The organism is Streptomyces sp. NPDC059398 (assembly GCF_042751845.1).
Lineage (GTDB): Bacteria > Actinomycetota > Actinomycetes > Streptomycetales > Streptomycetaceae > Streptomyces.
Window position 1 is genome coordinate 1 of the sequence record NZ_JBHYWP010000074.1, and the last position, 21,263, is coordinate 21,263.

A 21,263-nucleotide genomic window follows, 5' to 3' on the forward strand; every position below is an offset into this window, starting at 1 on the left:
ACCCCCCCTCGCTGCGCGCCGGCGCCCGACGCGCCCCACTCCCCCCCCACCGCGCGGGGCGGGCCCGGTGGCCAGCCCCCCCGCCCCCCCCGCCCGTCGCGCGTGGTGCTACCCGCTAGTAGCATGCGGCCATGGCAGACACGCAGGTTGACGTTGACGAGAAGCGGGACGCCGGGGCCGACCGGAAGGCGGCCCGGCTGGCCCGGCGTACGGCCAGGCTCGCCGGGCAGATCAAGGCGTTCGGCCGGGAGCACGGCGGCGCCGAGGCGCAGCTCGCGTACATCGGTGAGCGCGGGGCCCGCATCGTGCTGGTGGGCGAGGACGGCGGCTGGGGCGACCTGGTGGCGCCCTCGTACGCCATGGCGCAGAGCGCGGCCGAGCAGGCCGGGGTCACCGTCCAGGAGTCCTTCGACGGCGAACTCGCGGCCAGGGTCCGCACCGGGCCCTACGAGTGGAAGCGGATGGCGGGCATCCAGCTCGGCGGCGGCCGGGCCGGCGCGGACGGCTGAGGGCAACACCTGGGGGCCGGTTTCCCCGTTAGGGCTTGCGTAACAGCCCGAAGCGGAGGCCCGGATGATCGAGACACCCTGTCTGGTGGACCAGTACTGCCACGGTGTGCTCCGTACCGAGCTCGGCCTCGGGACCTTCGAGGCGCACCTCGGCAGGGCCCCCGGGCCGCCGGCCCCCGGCACCACCTTCTTCGACACCCAGACCGGTTTCGCGGTGCGCCGCTGGTGCCCGCCGCTGCTCGGTCTCGAACCGCACTGCGCCCCCGCCCGCTATCTCGCCCGCCGCCGGGAGCTGGGCGTCCTCGAAGTGGGCAGACGGCTGCTGCGGGGCAGCGGGATCACCACGTATCTGGTGGACACCGGGCTGCCCGGCGACCTCACGGGACCCGCCGAGATCGCGGCGGCCGGCGGCGCCGACGCCCATGAGATCGTCCGGCTCGAACTCCTCGCCGAGCAGGTCGCCGACACCTCGGGCACCGTCGACTCCTTCCTCGCCAATCTGGCCGAGGCGGTGCACGGAGCGGCCGGCTCGGCCGTGGCCTTCAGCTCGGTCGCCTCCTTACGGCAGGGGCCCGCTCTCGCACCCGACCCGCCGGGCGCCGGCGAGGTGCGCGGCGCCGCCGGCCGGTGGCTCGCGGACCGCCGGGTCGGCGGCAGCCTCACCGATCCGGTGCTGCTGCGCCATCTGCTGTGGAACGCGGTGGCGTCCGGGCGCCCGCTCCAGCTGCATATCGGGGCCTGCGACCCGCTGCTGCTGACCGACTTCGTAGCGGCGGCGACCGGACTCGGCACCGATCTGGTGCTGCTGCACGGCTATCCGTACCACCGGCAGGCCGCGCAGCTGGCCGGCGTCCACCCGCATGTGTACGCGGACCTGGGCCCGGCCCTGGCGCACACCGGGGCACGGGCCGCCACCGTGCTCGCGGAGATCCTGGAGCTGGCGCCCTTCGGGAAGCTGCTGTTCTCCAGCGGCGCCCGGGGGCTTCCGGAGCTGCATGTGGTGCGGGCGCGGGTGTTCCGCGAGGCGCTGGCCAGGACGCTGGGCGGCTGGGTCGACGAAGGTGTCTGTTCGCACCGGGACGCCACCCGGGTCGCCGGGATGATCGCGGCGGGAAACGCGCGGCGCGTCTACGGACTCGAAGGCGCGTCCACGGACCCGGCGGAGCGGGTCAGACCGTCGTGAGCGCCGCGTCCTCGGTCTGTGCGGGGATCTCCGCGCCGGTGAGCGGCCGTTCGCGGAGCGAGAGCAGCACCCGCATCACGCCGATCCACACCAGCGTCGCACCGAACATGTGCAGCCCGACCAGGATCTCGGGGGTGTGGGTGAAGTACTGGACATAGCCGATCACGCCCTGGGCCATCAGGATCAGGAAGAGGTCACGGGCCCGGTGCAGCGGCCCGACGGGCGCGTCGACCGCCTTCAGTACGAACCAGAGGGCCGCCGTGAGCGCGACCACGACCCAGGCGAAGTCGGCGTGCAGCTGCGCGATCATCGACCAGTCGACCGGGATGCGCTCCACCTCGCTGGAGTCGCCCGCGTGCCGTCCCGCACCGGAGACGACCGTGCCGACCGCGATCAGGGCCCCGGCCGCCACCACGAGCAGCCAGGTCAGCTGGACGACCGCCCGGCCCACCAGGGGACGCGGGGCCGCGTCGCCCTCGCGGGTCCGCTGCCAGGTCAGCGCCGCGACCGTGATCAGCGCGGTGGACAGCAGGAAGTGCGCGGCCACGGTGTACGGGTTGAGCCCGACCAGGACCACGATGCCGCCCAGCACCGCGTTGCCCATGACGACCCAGAACTGCGCCCAGCCGAGCCGGGTCACCGAGCGGCGCCAGGGCTTCGCCGAGCGGGCCGCGATGATCGCCCAGCCGACCGCGGCGCACAGCACGTACGTGAGCATCCGGTTGGAGAACTCGATAGCGCCGTGGAAGCCCATCTCGCTGGTCGCGGTGAGGCTCTGGTCGGTGCACTTGGGCCAGGTCGGGCAGCCGAGCCCGGAGCTGGTCAGTCTGACCGCGCCGCCGGTGACGACGATGACGACCGACATCACCAGCGCGGCGAGCGCCGCGCGCCGGACGGTCCGGGGCTGCGGAGTCCAGCGGGCGGCGATGAAGGCGAGCGGATTGCGCACAGCGCCAACGGCTTCGGCGCGGGTCAGTTTCGGCACGGGGACATCGTAGGCCGGGCGCTTGTGCGTACTTTCACGAGGGGCGCCCTTTTCGCGGGTGGGCGCTTTCCAGCCGGACCGGGCGAACTGGACGGCCTGCCCGGTCACCGCTCCCGGCCGCTCACTCCCAGCGGCCGCTCGCTCCTCCCGGCCGCTCACTCCCAGCGGAAGAACCGGCCGGCCGCGCCGAGGCCCAGCACCGCCCACACCGCGACGATCCCCAGATCTCCCCACGGCATCGCCGCGCCGTGCTGCAGGACGTCCCGCAGCCCGTCGGAGAGCGCCGAGACCGGCAGCAGCTCCAGTACGGACCTGACACCGCCGGGGAACTTGTCCATCGGGACGATCACCCCGCCGCCGACGAGCAGCAGCAGGAAGACCAGATTGGCCGCCGCCAGGGTGGCCTCCGCCTTGAGCGTCCCCGCCATCAGCAGACCGAGACCCGAGAAGGCCGCCGTACCGAGGACGAGCAGCAGCAGAACGGCGAACGGGCTGCCGTGGGGCGACCAGCCCAGCAGCAGCGCGATCACGGTCAGCAGGGCGATCTGCAGGATCTCGGTGACGATCACGGACAGCGTCTTCGACGTCATCAGCGCCCAGCGCGGGAGTGGTGAGGCGCCGAGCCGCTTGAGCACCCCGTACCTGCGCTCGAAACCGGTCGCGATGGCCTGGCCGGTGAAGGCCGTGGACATCACGGCGAGCGCCAGGATGCCCGGGGCCAGGAAGTCCACCGACCTGCCGGCGCCCGTGTCGACGATGTCGACGGCGGAGAAGAGGACCAGCAGCAGCGACGGGATGATCACGGTCAGCAGCAGCTGCTCACCGTTGCGCAGCAGCATCCTGGTCTCGAAGGCGGTCTGCGCGGCGATCATGCGCGACAGCGGGGCGGCGCCCGGCCGGGGGGTGTACGTACCGGCGCTCATGCGCGCAGCTCCTTGCCGGTCAGTTCCAGGAAGACGTCTTCGAGGGTGTGGCGCTCGACCGCGATACGGTCCGGCATCACCCCGTGCTGGGCGCACCAGGAGGTGACGGTGGCGAGCAGCTGGGGGTCGACGGTACCGGTGATCCGGTAGCTGCCCGGGGTCGGTTCGGTGGCGGCCGAGCCGTCCGGGAGCGCCTTCAGCAGCGAGCCGACGTCGAGCCCCGGCCGTCCGCCGAAGCGCAGGGTGTTCTCGGCGCCGCCCCGGCACAGCTCCTCGGGGGAGCCGTGCACGACGGCGCGGCCCGCGTCGATGATCGCCACCTCGTCGGCGAGCTGCTCGGCCTCGTCCATGAAGTGGGTGGTGAGCACCGTCGTCACGCCGTCCGCGCGCAGTTCCCGTACGAGGTCCCAGGTGGACCTGCGGGCCTGCGGGTCGAGCCCGGCGGTCGGCTCGTCCAGGAAGACCAGCTCGGGACGGCCCACCACGGCCATCGCGAGGGAGAGCCGCTGCTGCTGTCCGCCGGAGAGCCTGCGGTACGTCGTACGGCCGCAGCTCTCCAGGCCGAGCCGCTCGATCAGCGTGCCGACGTCGAGCGGGTGCGCGTGCAGCTTCGCCATGTGGCGGAGCATCTCGTCGGCGCGGGCGCCGGAGTAGATGCCGCCGGACTGGAGCATGACCCCGATCCTGGGGCGCAGCCGGGCGGCGTCGGCCATGGGGTCGAGGCCCAGGACCCGGACCGTGCCGCCGTCGGCCCTGCGGTACCCCTCGCAGGTCTCGACGGTGGTGGTCTTGCCTGCGCCGTTGGGCCCGAGTACGGCGGTGACGGTGCCCGCACCGACCGTGAGGTCCAGCCCGTCCACCGCGGTCTTGGCGCCGTACCGCTTGACGAGGCCGCGGACCTCAACGGCGGGATCTGTACTCATACGGGGGAGTCTACGAAGCGTGCGTGGCGCGGATCCTCCAGGGGGCGGAGCCCTTGCGGGGACGGGCATCCGGCCCTGTTTAGGTAACCCTAAGTGATCGAGGACACCGCTGAGGGTCCCGATCTTTACTTGTCGCAGGCCGGTGAATTACGCAACAATGGCGTTGTGAAAAACGTTGGCGAGGCTCCCCAGGAGGAACTCGCGACCGGTGAGCGCTCCACGCGCAACCGGGTCGCGCGCTCCATCCTGGACCACGGCCCGTCCACCGTCACCGAGCTGGCGGGACGCCTGGGGCTCACCCCGGCAGCGGTCCGCCGTCATCTCGACGCCCTGGTCACCGACGATGTGGTCGCCCCCCGTGAGCAGCGGGTGTACGGCGCGCGGACCCGCGGACGCCCCGCGAAGGTCTTCGCGCTGACCGACTGCGGCCGCGACGCCTTCGACCAGTCCTACGACCAGCTCGCCGCCGACGCGCTGCGGTGGATCGCCCGGCGCTCGGGCGACGAGGAGGTCATGGCGTTCGCCCGTGACCGGCTCGCCGCCCAGGCCGAGGAGTACCGCGCGGCCGTCGAGGCCGCGGCGCCCGAGAACCGCGCCGAGGCTCTCGCCAGGGCATTGACCGCCGACGGGTACGCTGCTACAGCGCGAAGCGCCCCGGTCGGCGAGCAGCTCTGCCAGCACCACTGCCCGGTGGCCCATGTCGCCGAACAGTTCCCGCAGCTCTGCGAGGCGGAGACCGAGGTCTTCTCCCGTCTGCTCGGGACCCATGTGCAGCGGCTGGCCACCATCGCCCACGGCGACGGTGTGTGCACGACGTTCATTCCCAAGACCAGCCACCAGACCACCGATTCAGCATCCACCAGCACGGCCGGGAGGAACCCCGCATGACTCTCCCCACGGAGACTGCCCACCCCGAACTTGAGGGCCTGGGCACGTACGAATTCGGCTGGGCCGACTCCGACGTGGCAGGCGCAGCGGCCAAGCGCGGCCTGTCCGAAGCTGTCGTCCGTGACATCTCGGCGAAGAAGAACGAGCCCGAGTGGATGCTGAAGCTGCGTCTCAAGGGGCTCAAGCTCTTCGGCAAGAAGCCCATGCCGAGCTGGGGCTCGGACCTGTCGGGCATCGACTTCGACAACATCAAGTACTTCGTGCGGTCCACCGAGAAGCAGGCGGAGTCCTGGGAGGACCTGCCGGAGGACATCAAGAAGACGTACGACAAGCTCGGCATCCCGGAGGCGGAGAAGCAGCGCCTCGTCGCGGGTGTCGCCGCCCAGTACGAGTCCGAGGTCGTCTACCACCAGATCAACGAGGAGCTGGAGTCGAAGGGTGTCATCTTCATGGACACCGACACCGCTCTGAAGGAGCACCCGGAGCTCTTCCAGGAGTACTTCGGCACCGTCATCCCGGTCGGCGACAACAAGTTCGCCTCGCTGAACTCGGCCGTGTGGTCCGGCGGTTCCTTCATCTACGTGCCGAAGGGCGTGCACGTCGAGATCCCGCTCCAGGCCTACTTCCGTATCAACACGGAGAACATGGGCCAGTTCGAGCGGACGCTGATCATCGTCGACGAGGACGCCTACGTCCACTACGTCGAGGGCTGCACCGCCCCGATCTACTCCTCCGACTCGCTGCACAGCGCGGTCGTCGAGATCATCGTGAAGAAGGGCGGCCGCTGCCGCTACACGACGATCCAGAACTGGTCGAACAACGTCTACAACCTCGTCACCAAGCGTGCCGTGGCGTACGAGGGCGCGACCATGGAGTGGGTCGACGGCAACATCGGCTCCAAGGTCACGATGAAGTACCCGGCCGTCTACCTGATGGGCGAGCAGGCCAAGGGCGAGACGCTGTCGATCGCCTTCGCGGGCGAGGGTCAGCACCAGGACGCGGGCGCCAAGATGGTCCACATGGCCCCGCACACCTCCTCCAACATCGTGTCCAAGTCGGTGGCGCGAGGCGGCGGCCGTACCTCCTACCGCGGTCTGATCGAGATCGGCGAGGGCGCCGAGGGCTCCAAGTCGAACGTCCTCTGTGACGCGCTGCTCGTCGACACGGTCTCCCGCTCGGACACCTATCCCTATGTGGACGTCCGTGAGGACGACGTGTCCATGGGCCACGAGGCGACCGTCTCCAAGGTCTCCGACGACCAGCTCTTCTACCTGATGAGCCGCGGTATGACGGAGTTCGAGGCGATGGCGATGATCGTGCGCGGTTTCGTCGAGCCGATCGCCAAGGAGCTCCCCATGGAGTACGCCCTGGAGCTCAACCGGCTGATCGAGCTGCAGATGGAGGGCTCCGTCGGCTAGCGGCTGCCCCGCGGCCGCCCGACCCTCCCTCGCCCGAACCAGACGTATCCATCAGAAAGCGAGCACGACGACAGCCATGGCTGAGGCTCAGAATTCCCCCAAGGACCTGCGAGAGGCTCCGGTCCAGGGGGGACCCCCCGCGGCGGGTTCCACCACGTCCGGGTCGATCGCGGTGGCTGCCGAGTCCACCGTCGCCACCCGGATGAGCGCGCCGCCCTCCTTCGACGTGGCGGACTTCCCCGTCCCCCACGGGCGTGAGGAGGAGTGGCGGTTCACCCCGCTGGAGCGGCTCAGGGGCCTGCACGACGGCACCGCCGTCGCGACCGGCTCCGGTGTCGGGATCGAGGTGTCGGCGCCCGAGGGCGTCCGCGTCGAGACCGTCGGCCGTGACGACGCCCGTATCGGCCGGGCCGGCACCCCGGTGGACCGGGTCGCCGCCCAGGCGTACTCCTCCTTCGAGAAGGCCTCGGTCGTCTCGGTGCCCAAGGAGACCGTGCTCACCGAGCCGATCCGGATCTCGGTGCACGGCGCGGGCGGCGTCGCCTACGGCCACCAGGTCGTCGAACTCGGCGCCTTCGCCGAGGCCCTCGTGGTCATCGACCACACCGGGGACGCGGTGCTCGCCGCCAACGTGGACTACATCCTGGGCGACGGCGCGAAGCTGACCGTCGTCTCGGTCCAGGACTGGGAGCCGGGCGCCGTCCATGTGGCGCAGCACAACGCGCTGGTGGGCCGGGACGCCTCGCTCAAGTCGGTCGTGGTCACCTTCGGCGGCGACGTCGTACGCCTTCACCCGCGCGTGCAGTACGCGGGCCCCGGCGGCGAGGCCGAGCTTCTCGGGCTCTACTTCACCGACCACGGCCAGCACCAGGAGCACCGCCTGCTGGTCGACCACAACGCGCCGCACTGCAGGTCCAACGTGGCCTACAAGGGCGCGCTCCAGGGCCAGGACGCGCACGCCGTCTGGATCGGTGACGTCCTCATCAGGGCCGCGGCCGAGGGCACCGACTCGTACGAGCTCAACCGCAACCTCGTCCTCACCGACGGCGCGCGGGTCGACTCGGTCCCGAACCTGGAGATCGAGACCGGCGAGATCGCCGGCGCGGGCCACGCGTCGGCCACCGGCCGCTTCGACGACTCGCAGCTCTTCTATCTGCAGTCGCGCGGCATCCCGGAGGCCGAGGCCCGCCGTCTGGTGGTCCGCGGCTTCTTCGCCGAGCTGGTCCAGCAGATCGGTCTGCCGGACGTCGAGCAGCGCCTGCTCGACAAGATCGACGCCGAGCTGCAGGCAGCCGTCTGATGGCCGCCTTCGTCAGGGCCTGTGCGCTGAGCGAGCTGGAGGACGACACCCCGAAGCGGGTGGAGCTCGACGGCACGCCGGTGTCCGTGGTCCGCACGGAGGGCGAGGTGTTCGCGGTCAACGACATCTGCTCGCACGCGAATGTCTCCCTCTCCGAGGGGGAGGTCGAGGACTGCACCATCGAGTGCTGGCTCCACGGCTCCCGCTTCGACCTCCGCACCGGCAAGCCGTCCGGCCTTCCCGCGACGCGCCCCGTGCCCGTTTACCCCGTCAAGATCGAAGGGGACGATGTGCTCGTCTCCGTATCCCAGGAGTCCTGAGTCACCCATGGCAACGCTTGAAATCCGCGACCTGCACGTCTCCGTCGAAACCGAGAACGGTACGAAGGAGATCCTCAAGGGCGTCGACCTGACCGTGAAACAGGGCGAGACCCACGCCATCATGGGCCCCAACGGCTCCGGCAAGTCGACGCTGGCGTACTCCCTCGCGGGGCACCCCAAGTACACGATCACCAGCGGCACCGTCACCCTCGACGGTGAGGACGTGCTGGAGATGACCGTCGACGAGCGGGCCCGCGCCGGTGTCTTCCTCGCCATGCAGTACCCGGTCGAGGTCCCCGGCGTCTCCGTCTCCAACTTCCTGCGTACGTCGGCCACCGCCATCCGCGGCGAGGCGCCGAAGCTCCGTACCTGGGTGAAGGAGGTCAAGACGGCCATGGAGACCCTCCAGATGGACCCGGCCTTCGCCGAGCGCAACGTCAACGAGGGCTTCTCCGGCGGAGAGAAGAAGCGCCACGAGATCCTCCAGCTGGAGCTGCTCAAGCCGAAGATCGCGATCCTCGACGAGACGGACTCCGGTCTGGACGTCGACGCGCTGCGCCAGGTCTCCGACGGCGTCAACCGCGTCCGCGAGGGCGGCGAGGTCGGCACCCTGCTGATCACCCACTACACGCGCATCCTGCGCTACATCAAGCCCGACTTCGTGCATGTCTTCGCCAACGGCCGGATCGCCGAGTCCGGCGGCCCGGAGCTCGCCGACAAGCTGGAGAACGAGGGCTACGAGGCCTACACGAAGGGCGCCCCCGTGAGCGGAGTGAACCCGGAGGAGGACGTCGCGTGACACAGCTGCCGGGCCTCCTGGACACCGACGCGATCCGCAAGGACTTCCCCCTGCTGGATCGGGTGGTCCACGACGGGAAGAAGATCGTCTACCTGGACAACGCGGCGACCTCGCAGAAGCCGCGCCAGGTACTCGACGCGCTGAACGAGTACTACGAGCGGCACAACGCCAACGTCCACCGCGGCGTGCATGTGCTCGCCGAGGAGGCCACGGCGCTGTACGAGGGCGCCCGCGACAAGGTCGCCGCCTTCATCAACGCGCCGAGCCGCGACGAGGTGATCTTCACCAAGAACGCCTCCGAGTCGCTCAACCTCGTGGCCAACATGCTCGGCTGGGCCGATGAGCCGTACCGGGTCGACCACGAGACCGAGATCGTCATCACCGAGATGGAGCACCACTCCAACATCGTGCCGTGGCAGCTGCTCTCGCAGCGCACCGGCGCGAAGCTGAAGTGGTTCGCCCTCACCGACGACGGCCGCCTCGACCTGTCCAACGTCGACGAGATCATCACCGAGAAGACGAAGATCGTCTCCTTCACGCTGGTCTCCAACCTGATGGGCACCGTCAACCCGGTCGAGGCGATCATCCGGCGCGCCCAGGAGGTCGGTGCGCTCGTCTGCATCGACGCCTCCCAGGCAGCACCCCACATGCTGCTCGACGTACAGGCGCTCCAGGCCGACTTCGTGGCCTTCACCGGCCACAAGATGGTCGGCCCGACCGGGATCGGCGTCCTCTGGGGCCGTCAGGAGCTCCTTGAGGACCTCCCGCCGTTCCTCGGCGGCGGCGAGATGATCGAGACCGTCTCGATGCACTCGTCGACCTACGCGCCCGCACCGCACAAGTTCGAGGCCGGTACGCCCCCGATCGCCCAGGCCGTCGGCCTCGGCGCGGCCGTGGACTATCTGTCCTCCATCGGCATGGACAAGATCGCCGCTCATGAGCACGCGCTCACCGAGTACGCGATGAAGCGTCTCGCCGAAATCCCGGACCTGCGGTTCATCGGACCGGCCACGGCCATGGACCGCGGGGCGACGATCTCCTTCACCCTCGGCGACATCCACCCGCACGATGTGGGCCAGGTCCTGGACGAGGAGGGCATCGCGGTCCGGGTCGGCCACCACTGCGCACGGCCGGTCTGTCTGCGGTACGGAATTCCCGCGACGACGCGAGCGTCGTTCTATCTGTACTCGACGCCCGAAGAGGTCGACGCCCTGGCGGACGGGCTTGAGCACGTACGGAATTTCTTCGGCTAGAGCGTTCGTTTGGACCATGCCGGGCCACCGGACCGGCTACACCGGCGACGACATCGGGTAGGGACTGGATCGTGAAGCTGGATTCGATGTACCAGGAAGTGATCCTGGACCACTACAAGCACCCGCACGGGCGCGGTCTCCGTGACGGCGACGCCGAGGTGCACCACGTGAACCCGACCTGTGGTGACGAGATCACGCTGCGGGTGCGGTACGAGGGCGACCGCATCGCGGACGTGTCGTACGAGGGGCAGGGCTGTTCCATCAGCCAGGCCAGCGCGTCCGTCATGAACGAACTGCTGGTCGGCAAGGAGCTGGGCGAGGCCCAGAAGATCCAGTCGGCCTTCCTGGAGCTGATGCAGTCCAGGGGGCAGATCGAGCCGGACGACGCGATGGAGGAGGTGCTGGAGGACGCCGTCGCGTTCGCCGGCGTCTCGAAGTACCCGGCGCGCGTGAAGTGCGCGCTGCTGAGCTGGATGGCGTGGAAGGACGCGACGGCGCAGGCGCTGTCCGAAGGGAAGACCGCATGAGCGAGAACGAGACCGCCACGATGAAGCCGGCCTCCGAGGAGGAGGTCCGCGAGGCGCTGTACGACGTCGTCGACCCCGAGCTGGGGATCGACGTGGTCAACCTCGGCCTGATCTACGGCATTCACGTGGACGACGCCAATATCGCCACACTCGACATGACCCTGACGTCCGCGGCCTGCCCGCTGACCGATGTCATCGAGGACCAGGCGAAGTCGGCCACCGAGGGCATCGTCAACGAGCTGAAGATCAACTGGGTCTGGATGCCGCCGTGGGGCCCGGACAAGATCACCGACGACGGCCGTGAGCAGCTGCGCGCGCTCGGCTTCAACGTCTGACCGGATCAGAGCAGGCCCGATCGGCCGCATCTCCTTATCCTCTACGGCCCCGGTGCTCCCGCGCACCGGGGCCGTATGGTGCTGTTCGCCTTCTGTACGTACGGTGTGCGCGCCCCGTTGGCGCGGAGACCGGAGCCTTCTCGTCGACGACGCGTCCCCGTGATGCCCCCACGACGAGAGGGTTCCCGTGCAGATCCCCGCCATCCCGTTCCGCCGCCCGTCCCGTGCCAGGACCGCCGGGGCGGCCCTGGCCGTGACCGGGCTGTTCTCCCTGGCCCTCACCGGCCTCAACGGCCCCGCGGACGCGGCGGGTTACGGCACACCGACGCTGTCCCTCCAGACCGCCTACCTCTCCGGCGCGGTCGGCGCCACCGGCGACCCCGCCGTCACCGTCACCGTCGGGCAGAGCGGGGCGGACGCCTCCGCGCTCACCGTGGCGGCCTCGGCCAGCTCCAGGTCATCCGTCGCGGGGACCGGCGACGTCTCCGTCACGGGCACCGGAGCGACCCGCCGGGTCACGGTCGCCGCCCGAGCACGGGGCTACACCGATCTCACCCTCAAGGTCACCGGCCTCGGCGGCAAGAGCGCGACCAGGACCCTGCACTACGCCGCGTCCGCCGCGGTCCAGCACAGCGCGGACACCCGGTACTTCACCGGCTCTTCCGACGCCTCGGCCGCAGTCGCGGTCGGCGGCGGCTATGTGCTGGTCGCCGACGACGAGTCCAACACGCTGCGGCTCTACGACGGTTCGGCCTCCGGGGCGCCCGTGCGCACCTGGGACTTCAGCGACGCGCTCGGGGTCAAGAAGGAGATCGACATCGAGGCGGCGGCCCGGGTCGGCTCCACGGTCTACTGGACCGGTTCGCTCGGCAACAACAAGGACGGCGAGTACAAGCCCGACCGCAACCGGATCTTCACCACCGAGGTCACCGGCTCGGGGGCCGGCACCCAGCTGTCCTTCGGCGGCTCGTACGCCGGGCTCCGCGACGACCTGGTCGCCTGGGACAAGGCCAACGGCGACCGCTACGGATTCGCCAAGGGCACCGAGGACGGCCAGGTCCCCAAGCAGATCGACGGATTCAACATCGAGGGCCTCGAATTCGCACCCGGCTCCTCCACCACGGCCTACCTCGGCTTCCGCGCCCCGCTGGTGCCGCCGGAGAACGGCGGCAAGGCGCTGCTCGTGCCGGTCACCAACATGGACAAGGTGGTCACCGGCAAGAAGGCCGCCTTCGGCACACCGGTCGAGCTGGACCTCGGGGGGCTCTCCGTCCGGGACATCCGCAAGAACGCCGCCAACCAGTATCTGATCGTCGCCGGTTCCTGGGCCGCCGACGACAACTCCGATCCGTACGCCCTCTACTCCTGGGACGGTGTCGCCGGGCACGCCCCGGTGAAGCGGGCCGATCTGCCGACCAGCGACCCGGGCGGCTGGGAGGCCGTGGTGGAGGTCCCCGACCTGAACACGGCCGGGGCGCGCGCCCAGCTGATCACCGACGACGGCTCCGCCGACCTCTACGGGGACGGCACGGAGGCGAAGGACCTCACCCACGACGAGTGGAAGAAGTCCCGCGCCACCTGGTTCACCGTGGGGGAGTGACGTCCGAGGGGTGCTGTCCGGTGCTCCCGGCGCCCGCCGCCTCGGCGAGCACCGGACCCAGCTCCTCCGTGCGCATCCGCCGGTCGACGTAGAGCAGCCCCGTCACCAGCTGCGGGAAGGTCACCGAGACGATCTGGCTGAGTGTCTGGCCCAGCAGCGAGAGCGTCAGATAGCCGCCGACCGCGGACAGCAGCTGGGCGGGGCTCGGGTCGGACGAGGAGTCCAGGGTCAGCATCTGGCCGTGGAACATCCCCACCATGGTGAAGGGGAGCTGGACGAAGGAGCCCGCCATGGAGCCGATCGCCAGTGCCAGCAGTGAGATGCCGCAGATCCGCCACCACGCGCCCCGCACCAGCCGGGCCGACCTGCGCAGCGCGCCGACCGGTCCCTGCCGCTCGAACACCACGGCGGCCGGGGCCAGGCTGAAGAGCACCCACAGCCAGACGGCCGGCGGCAGCAGGGCGAGCCCGCCGAGCACCCCCACGATGACCGCCACGGCCGGATTGTGCGCGCTGACCGCGGCGACCACGGCGGCGACCGAAGCCCCCGCGATCAGCAGCAGCGGAACGAGGACGATCAGCCCGCTCAGCAGTACGGTGCCGATCAGCGGAGCCACCCGGGACCAGGCCCGCCGCCAGACGGTCCGGAAGGTCAGCGGCCTGCCGAGCACCGCTTCCTGGAGCACGGTCGCACAGGCCGCGCAGATCACCGCCGTGCAGACCGTGGTCAGCAGCGCGGCGGCCAGCAGGACCCCGGCGAACGCGAGTACCACGGGGCCTGCCTGGTCCCAGCCGACGTCGGACGCCTTCGGCGCGTGGGTGATCCCGTGGATCCGGTCCGAGAGCGACGCGTAGAGGATCGCGAGGGCCGCGACGATGACGGCGGCGGCGCCGCCGTAGACCGCGGCCGCCATACCGAGCAGCTGCTTCCAGTAGCGGCCGACCGTGGATATGGCGCCGCTGAGTATGTCGCTGAGCGACAACGGCTCCAGGGGTATCACGCCCGGCCTGGGCGCCCGGGGCGGAGGCGGACCGCCCCACCCCGGCGGGCCCCCGGGCGGCTGGTTCCAGCCGGGCGGCGGGCCCCAGCCGGGCGGGCCCCCGGGCGGAGGTCCTGCCTGCGGCGGACCTCCGTACGCCCCTGTCCACCCCGAGTCCTGTGCCACCGCTCACTCCGTCCCCCGTGCGTCGCGCGCCCGGATCTCCGTACCGACTTCTGCGTTCCGGTCCTTCTGCGTCCCGGCTTCCACGTACCGGCCTCCACATACCGGACTTCGCGTCCCGGTTTCGCGTACCGGATTCTGCCGGACGGCACACCGTACCCGGCGCTGATGTGTACGGTCGTACGCATGCCCTATGTACTGCTTGCCGCGGCCATCGCCGCAGAGGTCGGCGGGACCACCGCCATGAAGTACAGCGAAGGATTCAGCCGGCTGTGGCCCTCGCTGGCGACGGCCGCCGGATATCTGCTCGCCTTCGTCCTGCTCGCCCAGGTGCTCAAGTCCCTCTCGGTGGGGACCGCTTACGCGATCTGGGCCGGCACCGGCACCGCCGCCATCGCCGCCATCGGCATGGTCTTCCTGGGCGAGTCGGTGAGCCTGGCGAAGCTCGGCGGCATCGCCCTGGTCATCGGCGGGGTCGTGCTGCTCAACCTGGGCGGCTCGCACTGATGGCCCGGCGTTACGACCCCGGCCGCCGGGACCGGATCATCGATGCGGCGATCCGGATCGTCCGCGATCACGGCATCGCCGGGCTGAGCCACCGCTCGGTCGCGGCGGAGGCCGATGTGCCGCTCGGCTCGACGACGTACCACTTCGCCACGCTCGACGAACTGCTGATCGCGGCCCTGCGGAAGGTCAGCGACCATCCGCGGGCCACGGTCGGGGCCTGGGTGCGGGCGCTCGCCGAGCCGGGCGAGGGGCTCGCCGTCCGGCTCACCGCGCTGCTGGAGCGGCTCGTCGCGGGGGACCGGAGCGGGGTGCGGCTGGAGTACGAGCTGTATCTCGCCGCGCTGCGCCGTGAGGCGCTGCGGCCGGTCGCCGCCGAGTGGCTGGACGCCTTTGTGGAGGTCGTCAGGGCCCAGGTCGGCGGGGACGCCGCCACCGCCCGCGCGCTGGTGGCCCTCATCGACGGGCTGCTGATCCAACTCCTGCTGACGGGCCGGGCGTTCGACCCTGAGGAGGTGCGGGAGACGCTGGTACGGATCATCGGAGGGCGGGACGCCCCGGCCCCGGGCGCCGCCGCCCCGGGCGTCAGCGGCTGACCGCGGGACGCGCCGGTCCTCGGCTCTCGGTCCCCGGGGTCAGCGGCTGACCGCGGCGAGCGCCGCCCGCACACTGTCCTCGATGTCCGTGACCGGATACAGCACCTCGCGCACGGTCCGGTCCCGGTCCACCACCAGCGTCAGCCGCTTGAGTCTGCTGACCCCCGCCGTACGGAAGGTCGGCAGCCGCAGCGCGGCCGTCAGCTCAAGACCGGCGTCCGAGAGCAGCGGGAAGCGCAGCCGCTCCTTCTCGGCGAACGCCCGCTGTTCGTCGGGGCGCTGGGTGGAGACCCCGTGCACGGCCGCCCCGGCCGCGGTGAACTCCGCCAGCCGGTCGCGGTACGTGCACGACTCCAGGGTGCAGCCCGAGGCCCCAGGGATCCCGGCCCAGCCGGGCGGGTAGGAGCCACGCTCCGCGAACGCGGCGGGAAAGCAGTACAGGACGGTGCGGTCGGCGGTCGGATCGACCGGGTCGAGCAGGTCTCCGTCCGGGCCGGGGAGCCGGATCCCCGGGACGCGGGTGCCGATCAGGCCGTGCACCCGCTCGGCCTCCTTCGATGCCTCACCGGCGGTCGCCATCGTCGCTCCTTCTCCGAGGATCCAGGTGTCCCCCCAGTCCTGGAGGGCGATCAGCACCGGGAGCAGGGCGCTGCCGCGCGGGGTGAGCCGGTACTCGTACCGCACCGGACGCTCCTGGTACGGCTCGCGCCTCAGCACCCCCGCGTCCACCAGCAGCCGCAGCCGCTCCGTCAGCACCTTGCGGGACATTCCCAGCTCCCGCTGGAGCGCGTCGAAGCGGTGCACCCCGCGCGCGGTGTCCCGCACGATCAGCAGGGTCCACCAGTCGCCCACGACGTCCAGCGCCTGGGCGATGGCGCAGTCCGCGTCGTCGAGGCGGGTGCGCTGGGTCATGTCCGTACCCTCCCGGTCCCCGTCATCCGTCACCTGCCATCCGTCATCCGTGTGCGGGCTCATGCTGCCACAGTGGGTTCCTCATGGGAACTCGATGGGGGCGGCCGGGGACCCGACCACGCCGGCCGAGCGCTGAGACCGGTTCGCCGGTGCGGTGCCCGGCCGGTTAGGTTTTGGTCATGACCGACACGCTCTCGCAGACCCCTGCCCGCTCCACCGGCGCCGTGGCCGCCGGACTTGCCACCGTCACCGCCGACGGCACCGTTCTCGACACCTGGTTCCCCGCCCCCGAGCTCACCGCCGAGCCCGGTCCCGCGGGCACCGAGCGGCTCTCCGCCGAGCGCGCCGCCGAGCTGCTCGGCGAGGCTGCCCCGAAGGCCGTGGGACCCGACCCGCGCCGCGGTGTGGAGGTCGTCGCCGTCCGTACGGTCATCGCCTCGCTCGACGACAAGCCGCTGGACGCGCACGACGTCTACCTGCGTCTGCACCTGCTCTCGCACCGCCTGGTCAAGCCGCACGGCCAGAACCTGGACGGCATGTTCGGCCTGCTCGCCAACGTCGCCTGGACCTCGCTGGGCCCGGTCGCCGTGGACGACATCGAGAAGGCGCGGCTGAACGCCCGCGCCGAGGGCCTGCACCTCCAGGTCACCTCGGTCGACAAGTTCCCGCGGATGACGGACTACGTGGCGCCCAAGGGTGTCCGGATCGCCGACGCCGACCGGGTCCGCCTCGGCGCGCACCTCTCCGACGGTACGACCGTGATGCACGAGGGCTTCGTCAACTTCAACGCGGGCACGCTCGGCACCTCCATGGTCGAGGGCCGGATCTCCGCGGGCGTCGTGGTCGGCGACGGCTCCGACATCGGCGGCGGCGCCTCCACCATGGGCACCCTCTCGGGCGGCGGCAACGTCCGGATCACCATCGGTGAGCGCTGCCTGGTCGGAGCCGAGGCGGGCGTGGGGATCGCGCTCGGCGACGAGTGCGTCGTGGAGGCCGGGCTCTACGTCACCGCGGGGACCCGGGTCACGATGCCCGACGGACAGGTCGTCAAGGCCCGTGAGCTCTCCGGCGCTTCGAACATCCTCTACCGCCGCAACTCGGTCACCGGCACGGTGGAGGCCCGCCCGAACAACGCGGTCTGGGGCGGCCTCAACGAGATCCTGCACAGCCACAACTGAGCCGCCTCTGTCGGCAGTTCGGCCGGCACAGGTCACCGACGAGCGCCCTCCCGCGGCCCCAGGCCGGTCCCGGGAGGGCGCTCATGTGGTGGTCCGGCGTGGCCGGGCCGGCAGGTTGATGTGCCTGTGACAGAACGAAGACGTCGCGGGGAGCGGCCTGTGACTTGCTGCGAGATAGAAATATCTCCTGACCACACGGACCGCACTACTCCTGGGGGAACACATGAAGTACACCCGCATCACCGCTCTCGCCGCCGTAAGCCTCGCCGCCACCCTCTCGCTCACCGCCTGTGACGGCGACGCCTCCAGTAAGGACACGTCGTCCAAGGGCTCCTCGTCCTCGGCCTCCTCGTCCGACTCCTCATCCGGGGCTTCCTCGTCATCGGACGGCGGCTCGAAGACCGAGGGCGGTTCGGGCTCCGGCGGTGCGCAGGACAGCGGCACGAAGGCGGGCTCCGGCAAGGTCACCGAGACAGAGACCACCGCGAACGGCGGATCGGGGAGCAGCGGCAAGGTCACGTTCTGCAAGACGGCGAACCTGGCCATCGACGCCAAGAACGCCTCGCCCACCAAGACCGACGGCGAGATCTACGTGACCATGGTCAACCGTGGTTCGACCACCTGCTCGGCGACGGGCTACGCGGGCGTCGACATCACGGACGCGGACCACACGTCGAGCCCCGCCGACCGCGGCCACGCCGTGCCGCGCATCACCACCCTGAAGCCGGGCGACACCGCGATCTTCAACATCTCCTACAAGATCGACCCCACCGGCAAGAGCTACACGCACCCGACCAACATCCAGGTGACGCCCCCGAACGAGACCCACACCGTGAACCTGAAGTGGCCGGCGGGCGCGGGGCAGGTCAAGGACTCCTACGTCGGCGTCGAGGTCTACCCCACGCACAACAAGTAGCGGTGGGAGAGTGCGCGCGGCCGGCGTCGGTGCCCACTGCCGTGTCCGTGTCCGGCGCCCGTCTCATCCGGCGGCAGGCAGCTCCGCGTACGCCCTGCGCAATCCGTCGACCGCGTCACGGCCCGCGGGCAGCAGGGGTTCACGGACCGGCCCTGACGGGAGTCCGGCCGCGCCGAGGAGGGCCTTGGCGGTCACCGTGCCCGGCAGTCCGGACGCCATCATCAGCTCCACCAGCGGGGTGTTGAGCCGGTTGAGTTGTGCGGCTCCGGCCGGATCCGGGGCATCGTAGGCATCGAGCACCGCCCGCAGCTGTCGCGGCGCCACATTCGCCACCGTACTGACGAAGCCCGAGCCGCCCACCGCGTACAGCGGGAGGTTCAGCTCCTCGCAGCCGGAGTAATAGGCCAGCCCGGTAAGGGAGATGACCTTGGTGGAGCCCAGCACGTCGTACGCACAGTCCTTCACGGCCGCGATCCGCGGGTGCCCGGAGAGCCGCAGCAGCGAGCCGGTCCCGATCCGGGTGCCGGTGCGGCCGGGGATGTCGTACAGCATCACCGGCAGTCCGGTGGCGTCGGCGACCGTACGGAAGTGGGCTTCGACCGCCTCCTGCGGCGGACGGCTGTAGTACGGCGTCACCACCAGCAGGCCGTCCGCGCCCGCGCTCTCGGCCGACCGGGCCAGCTCTACGGTGTGCCGGGTCGACGCGCTGCCCACCCCCGCCACGATGTGTGCCCGGTCTCCGACGGCCTCCGCGACCGCCCGTACCAGCGTGCTCTTCTCCGCGTCGGTGGTGGTCGGGGACTCGCCGGTGGTGCCGCTGAGGACGAGACCGTCGCAGCCCGCGTCCACCAGGTGCGTGGCGAGCCGCTGAGCGCCCTCCGGGTCGAGCTCCCCGGCAGCGGTGAACGGCGTGATCATTGCGCAGAGCGCACGCCCGAAGGGCTGTGAAGGGGTCATGGCGGCAGTCTCGCCCCAGTGGAGAGTGAAGGTCCACTTAGTTCTGCTTCGATTGAATGCGAAGCATGGCTGAACAGTTCTGGTTCTGTTCCGGTTCTGAGCATCGGCTCCGGTCCGTATGCCGGGCCGGGCGCGGGATCAGTAGCCCGAGCCGCTGCTGGCGCTGCTGGAGGGCGAGCTGCTGCCGGAGGGTGAGCTGCTGCCGGAGGGTGAGCTGCTCGCGCTGCTCGAAGGTGAGCTGCTGGCCTTCGGCATGGCGGTGATCTTCTTGCCGTCGGGGCCCACGACGTACCACTTGGCGCCGAACTGGGTGAGGTCCTGACCGTTCATCTCGCCGGGCTTGTGGTCGCCCTGGTAGGTGTAGAGGGGGTGGCCTTTGTACGTGACCTGCTTGCCGCCCGCGCTCCGCATCGACGTGCTGAGCAGCTTGGTCTGCACCCCGCTGCCCGCGGTCGGCTTGTTCTTGACCGCCAGCGGCGGCCACGCCTTGGCGCAGGCGCCCGAGCAGGTCGACTTGTCGGTCTTGTCCGCCTCGAAGAGGTAGAGCGTCCGGCCCTTTCCGTTGACGAGGATCTTGCCCAGCGAGGTCTTCTTGACCATGATCGTCCGCAGTCCGGCGGTGGCCGACGGGCTGCTCGACGCGGACATGCTGCTGGACGCCGTCATGCTGGTGGACGGCGAGGCCTTGGGCCCGCCGGCCTGGGACGATGCGTCCGTGCTGGAACAACCGCTGACCGCGGCGGCGACAAGGCCGGCCGCGGCTACGGCGGCCGCTGTACTGATGCTGCTCCTCATGGGGCTCCTCCGGTCGGCCGCCGGCGGGCGGCGCTGTGGTGGCCGGCCCGGAGCGGGCCGCCGGATCCACTGGACCGCGAGTCACGGAGCCGCACCACCCGGCAGAGCCGTCCGGAGTACGGCCCGGAGCGAGGAGCCCTACGAGCCGCCGGGAGCGTCGGCCCGGCGGGCCGTCTCCTGCGGCGTCCGCCTGCGCCTGCGCCACAGCACCAGGGGAACGGCGCCCAGCAGGCCCGCCGCCGCGGGCGCCGAGGCCGCCGCCGCGCCGAGGCCGGACTGGCCGAAGGTGGCGGGGACCGGAAGGTTGTCCAGCCGGTTGAGCGGCCAGGCGATGACCTCCGCGCGGCCCACGACGTCCTTCACCGGGACGGAGCCGCCGCCCTTCTTGTCCTGGTGGTAGCGGGAGTCGGCCGAGTACTGCCGGTGGTCGCCCATGACCCAGATGTGCCCCTGGGGCACCTTGATCTTGAACTGGCCCTGCGGGTCCGTGCTGCACGGGGTGTTGCCGGGGAAGACGTACGGCTCCTTGAGGGCCTTGCCGTTCACCTTCACCGGGCCGGTGCCCTTGCACTCCACGGTGTCGCCGCCGACCCCGATGACCCGCTTGATCAGGTCCTTCTCATTGGCCGACGGCATCAGCCCGATGAAGCTCAGCCCCTTCTGGACCGGGTTGGGCTTCGCCGCGGGCTCGTCCGCGAGCCAGCCGTCCGGGTCGTGGAAGACGACGACCTCACCGCGGTGCGGCTCCGCGCCGAACCACGGGGTCAGCTTGTCGACGAGCACCCGGTCGCCGGTCTGCAGGGTGTTCTGCATGGAGTCCGAAGGGATGGAGAACGCCTGCAGCAGGAACGTCTTGATCAGCAGCGCGAGTACCAGCGCGATGACGACGAGCAGCGGCAGCTCCTTCCAGAAGGAACGCTGCGTGCTCCTGGTCTTCCTGCCGTCACCCGGATCCCGCGCGTCCGACGCGTCGCTCTCCTGGCCCGACTCCGTGCCGACCGTCACATCCCCCACCCTCACTTCATCCGGGAGCTGGCTCATTGCACCCAGATCTTCGCACGCATCCCGCTCCGTCCGGTGCGTCCCTTTATCCCGTGCTCATCTCCCTCCTGCCGTCCCGGGGGCCTCCCGGTCCTGTGCGTGTCTCCGTCCCGGGCGCTTCCGGTGGCTCCGGGGCGCTCCGGGCGGGGGGGGGGGGCCGCCCGGCCGGCGCCGGCCGGCCGCGGGCGGCCGCAAGGCGCCGCCCGCCCGGGGGGTGGGGGGGGGGTGTGGGGGGGTGC

Annotated in this window: 23 protein-coding genes; 15 read left to right on the plus strand and 8 right to left on the minus strand. The window is 70.9% G+C overall.

Annotated features, from left to right (window positions below; genetic code table 11):
- The first annotated feature begins 131 nt into the window (after nt 1-131).
- Together ACFXBC_RS23955 and ACFXBC_RS23960 are read left to right on the plus strand one after the other, a co-directional pair.
- Nucleotides 132-509, plus strand: a complete 378-nt coding sequence (locus ACFXBC_RS23955; protein ID WP_385027984.1) for a hypothetical protein — start codon at nt 132-134, stop codon at nt 507-509.
- Between the two features lie 64 nt (nt 510-573).
- Nucleotides 574-1,692, plus strand: coding sequence for an amidohydrolase (locus ACFXBC_RS23960; RefSeq protein ID WP_385027987.1), 1,119 nt, complete (start codon nt 574-576; stop codon nt 1,690-1,692).
- On the opposite strand, the gene ACFXBC_RS23965 is transcribed toward ACFXBC_RS23960, so the two are convergent.
- The 3 genes from ACFXBC_RS23965 to ACFXBC_RS23975 form a co-directional block, all read right to left on the minus strand.
- Nucleotides 1,679-2,677, minus strand: coding sequence for a heme A synthase (locus tag ACFXBC_RS23965; protein WP_385027989.1), 999 nt, complete (start codon nt 2,675-2,677; stop codon nt 1,679-1,681). The genes ACFXBC_RS23960 and ACFXBC_RS23965 overlap by 14 nt on opposite strands.
- 155 nt (nt 2,678-2,832) lie before the next feature.
- Entirely contained in the window at nt 2,833-3,600 is a 768-nt protein-coding gene (locus tag ACFXBC_RS23970) for an ABC transporter permease (RefSeq protein WP_385027992.1), read from the minus strand.
- Entirely contained in the window at nt 3,597-4,523 is a 927-nt protein-coding gene (locus ACFXBC_RS23975; RefSeq protein WP_385027994.1) for an ABC transporter ATP-binding protein, read from the minus strand. Before ACFXBC_RS23975 ends, ACFXBC_RS23970 begins: the two co-directional genes overlap by 4 nt.
- 165 nt (nt 4,524-4,688) lie before the next feature.
- On the opposite strand from ACFXBC_RS23975, the gene ACFXBC_RS23980 reads away from it, so the two are divergent.
- The 9 genes from ACFXBC_RS23980 to ACFXBC_RS24020 all read left to right on the plus strand — a co-directional run bounded on the left by ACFXBC_RS23980 (nt 4,689) and on the right by ACFXBC_RS24020 (nt 12,963).
- Nucleotides 4,689-5,411 (plus strand): helix-turn-helix transcriptional regulator, encoded by a 723-nt coding sequence (locus tag ACFXBC_RS23980; protein WP_385027997.1) that lies wholly within the window; start codon nt 4,689-4,691, stop codon nt 5,409-5,411.
- Entirely contained in the window at nt 5,408-6,829 is a 1,422-nt protein-coding gene (gene sufB / locus ACFXBC_RS23985; protein WP_385028000.1) for a Fe-S cluster assembly protein SufB, read from the plus strand. Before ACFXBC_RS23980 ends, sufB begins: the two co-directional genes overlap by 4 nt.
- A 76-nt stretch (nt 6,830-6,905) precedes the next feature.
- The gene (gene sufD, locus ACFXBC_RS23990; RefSeq protein WP_385028003.1) at nt 6,906-8,129 is read left to right on the plus strand and encodes a Fe-S cluster assembly protein SufD; all 1,224 of its coding nucleotides are present in this window, start codon (nt 6,906-6,908) and stop codon (nt 8,127-8,129) included.
- Nucleotides 8,129-8,449 carry a bifunctional 3-phenylpropionate/cinnamic acid dioxygenase ferredoxin subunit gene (locus tag ACFXBC_RS23995; RefSeq protein WP_385028006.1) on the plus strand — a complete coding sequence of 107 codons (321 nt, stop codon included), beginning with the start codon at nt 8,129-8,131 and terminating at the stop codon, nt 8,447-8,449. The genes sufD and ACFXBC_RS23995 overlap by 1 nt, the downstream gene beginning before the upstream one ends.
- A gap of 7 nt (nt 8,450-8,456) precedes the next feature.
- Nucleotides 8,457-9,248 carry a Fe-S cluster assembly ATPase SufC gene (sufC, locus tag ACFXBC_RS24000; protein WP_385028009.1) on the plus strand — a complete coding sequence of 264 codons (792 nt, stop codon included), beginning with the start codon at nt 8,457-8,459 and terminating at the stop codon, nt 9,246-9,248.
- Complete coding sequence (locus ACFXBC_RS24005; RefSeq protein ID WP_385028012.1) at nt 9,245-10,501, plus strand: cysteine desulfurase; 1,257 nt, start codon at nt 9,245-9,247, stop codon at nt 10,499-10,501. Before sufC ends, ACFXBC_RS24005 begins: the two co-directional genes overlap by 4 nt.
- 71 nt (nt 10,502-10,572) lie before the next feature.
- Complete coding sequence (sufU, locus tag ACFXBC_RS24010) at nt 10,573-11,028, plus strand: Fe-S cluster assembly sulfur transfer protein SufU (RefSeq protein WP_385028015.1); 456 nt, start codon at nt 10,573-10,575, stop codon at nt 11,026-11,028.
- A complete protein-coding gene (locus ACFXBC_RS24015; protein WP_327298283.1) occupies nt 11,025-11,363 on the plus strand; it encodes a metal-sulfur cluster assembly factor in 339 nt (112 codons plus the stop codon). Before sufU ends, ACFXBC_RS24015 begins: the two co-directional genes overlap by 4 nt.
- Before the next feature lie 262 nt (nt 11,364-11,625).
- A complete protein-coding gene (locus ACFXBC_RS24020) occupies nt 11,626-12,963 on the plus strand; it encodes a hypothetical protein (protein ID WP_385028094.1) in 1,338 nt (445 codons plus the stop codon).
- Here the strand turns inward: ACFXBC_RS24020 and ACFXBC_RS24025 are convergent.
- Nucleotides 12,947-13,945 (minus strand): hypothetical protein, encoded by a 999-nt coding sequence (locus tag ACFXBC_RS24025; RefSeq protein WP_385028018.1) that lies wholly within the window; start codon nt 13,943-13,945, stop codon nt 12,947-12,949. The genes ACFXBC_RS24020 and ACFXBC_RS24025 overlap by 17 nt on opposite strands.
- Nucleotides 13,946-14,311: 366 nt before the next feature.
- On the opposite strand from ACFXBC_RS24025, the gene ACFXBC_RS24030 reads away from it, so the two are divergent.
- Both ACFXBC_RS24030 and ACFXBC_RS24035 read left to right on the plus strand, forming a co-directional pair.
- Nucleotides 14,312-14,632 (plus strand): DMT family transporter, encoded by a 321-nt coding sequence (locus ACFXBC_RS24030; protein WP_385028021.1) that lies wholly within the window; start codon nt 14,312-14,314, stop codon nt 14,630-14,632.
- Nucleotides 14,632-15,225 carry a TetR/AcrR family transcriptional regulator gene (locus ACFXBC_RS24035; protein WP_385028024.1) on the plus strand — a complete coding sequence of 198 codons (594 nt, stop codon included), beginning with the start codon at nt 14,632-14,634 and terminating at the stop codon, nt 15,223-15,225. Before ACFXBC_RS24030 ends, ACFXBC_RS24035 begins: the two co-directional genes overlap by 1 nt.
- Before the next feature lie 39 nt (nt 15,226-15,264).
- Here the strand turns inward: ACFXBC_RS24035 and ACFXBC_RS24040 are convergent, their stop codons facing one another.
- Complete coding sequence (locus ACFXBC_RS24040) at nt 15,265-16,137, minus strand: winged helix-turn-helix transcriptional regulator (protein WP_385028027.1); 873 nt, start codon at nt 16,135-16,137, stop codon at nt 15,265-15,267.
- 179 nt (nt 16,138-16,316) lie between these two features.
- On the opposite strand from ACFXBC_RS24040, the gene dapD reads away from it, so the two are divergent.
- Together dapD and ACFXBC_RS24050 are read left to right on the plus strand one after the other, a co-directional pair.
- Complete coding sequence (gene dapD / locus ACFXBC_RS24045) at nt 16,317-17,315, plus strand: 2,3,4,5-tetrahydropyridine-2,6-dicarboxylate N-succinyltransferase (protein ID WP_385028030.1); 999 nt, start codon at nt 16,317-16,319, stop codon at nt 17,313-17,315.
- Between the two features lie 223 nt (nt 17,316-17,538).
- Nucleotides 17,539-18,231: a DUF4232 domain-containing protein gene (locus ACFXBC_RS24050; RefSeq protein WP_385028033.1), complete on the plus strand. Its 693-nt coding sequence runs from the start codon at nt 17,539-17,541 to the stop codon at nt 18,229-18,231.
- 63 nt (nt 18,232-18,294) lie between these two features.
- Here ACFXBC_RS24050 and dapA read toward each other — a convergent pair whose 3' ends face one another.
- The 3 genes from dapA to lepB form a co-directional block, all read right to left on the minus strand.
- Complete coding sequence (dapA, locus tag ACFXBC_RS24055) at nt 18,295-19,188, minus strand: 4-hydroxy-tetrahydrodipicolinate synthase (RefSeq protein WP_385028036.1); 894 nt, start codon at nt 19,186-19,188, stop codon at nt 18,295-18,297.
- Nucleotides 19,189-19,326: 138 nt separating this feature from the next.
- Nucleotides 19,327-19,983: a hypothetical protein gene (locus ACFXBC_RS24060; RefSeq protein ID WP_385028039.1), complete on the minus strand. Its 657-nt coding sequence runs from the start codon at nt 19,981-19,983 to the stop codon at nt 19,327-19,329.
- Between the two features lie 138 nt (nt 19,984-20,121).
- Nucleotides 20,122-21,024: a signal peptidase I gene (gene lepB, locus ACFXBC_RS24065; protein ID WP_385028042.1), complete on the minus strand. Its 903-nt coding sequence runs from the start codon at nt 21,022-21,024 to the stop codon at nt 20,122-20,124.
- Between the last annotated feature and the right edge of the window lie 239 nt (nt 21,025-21,263).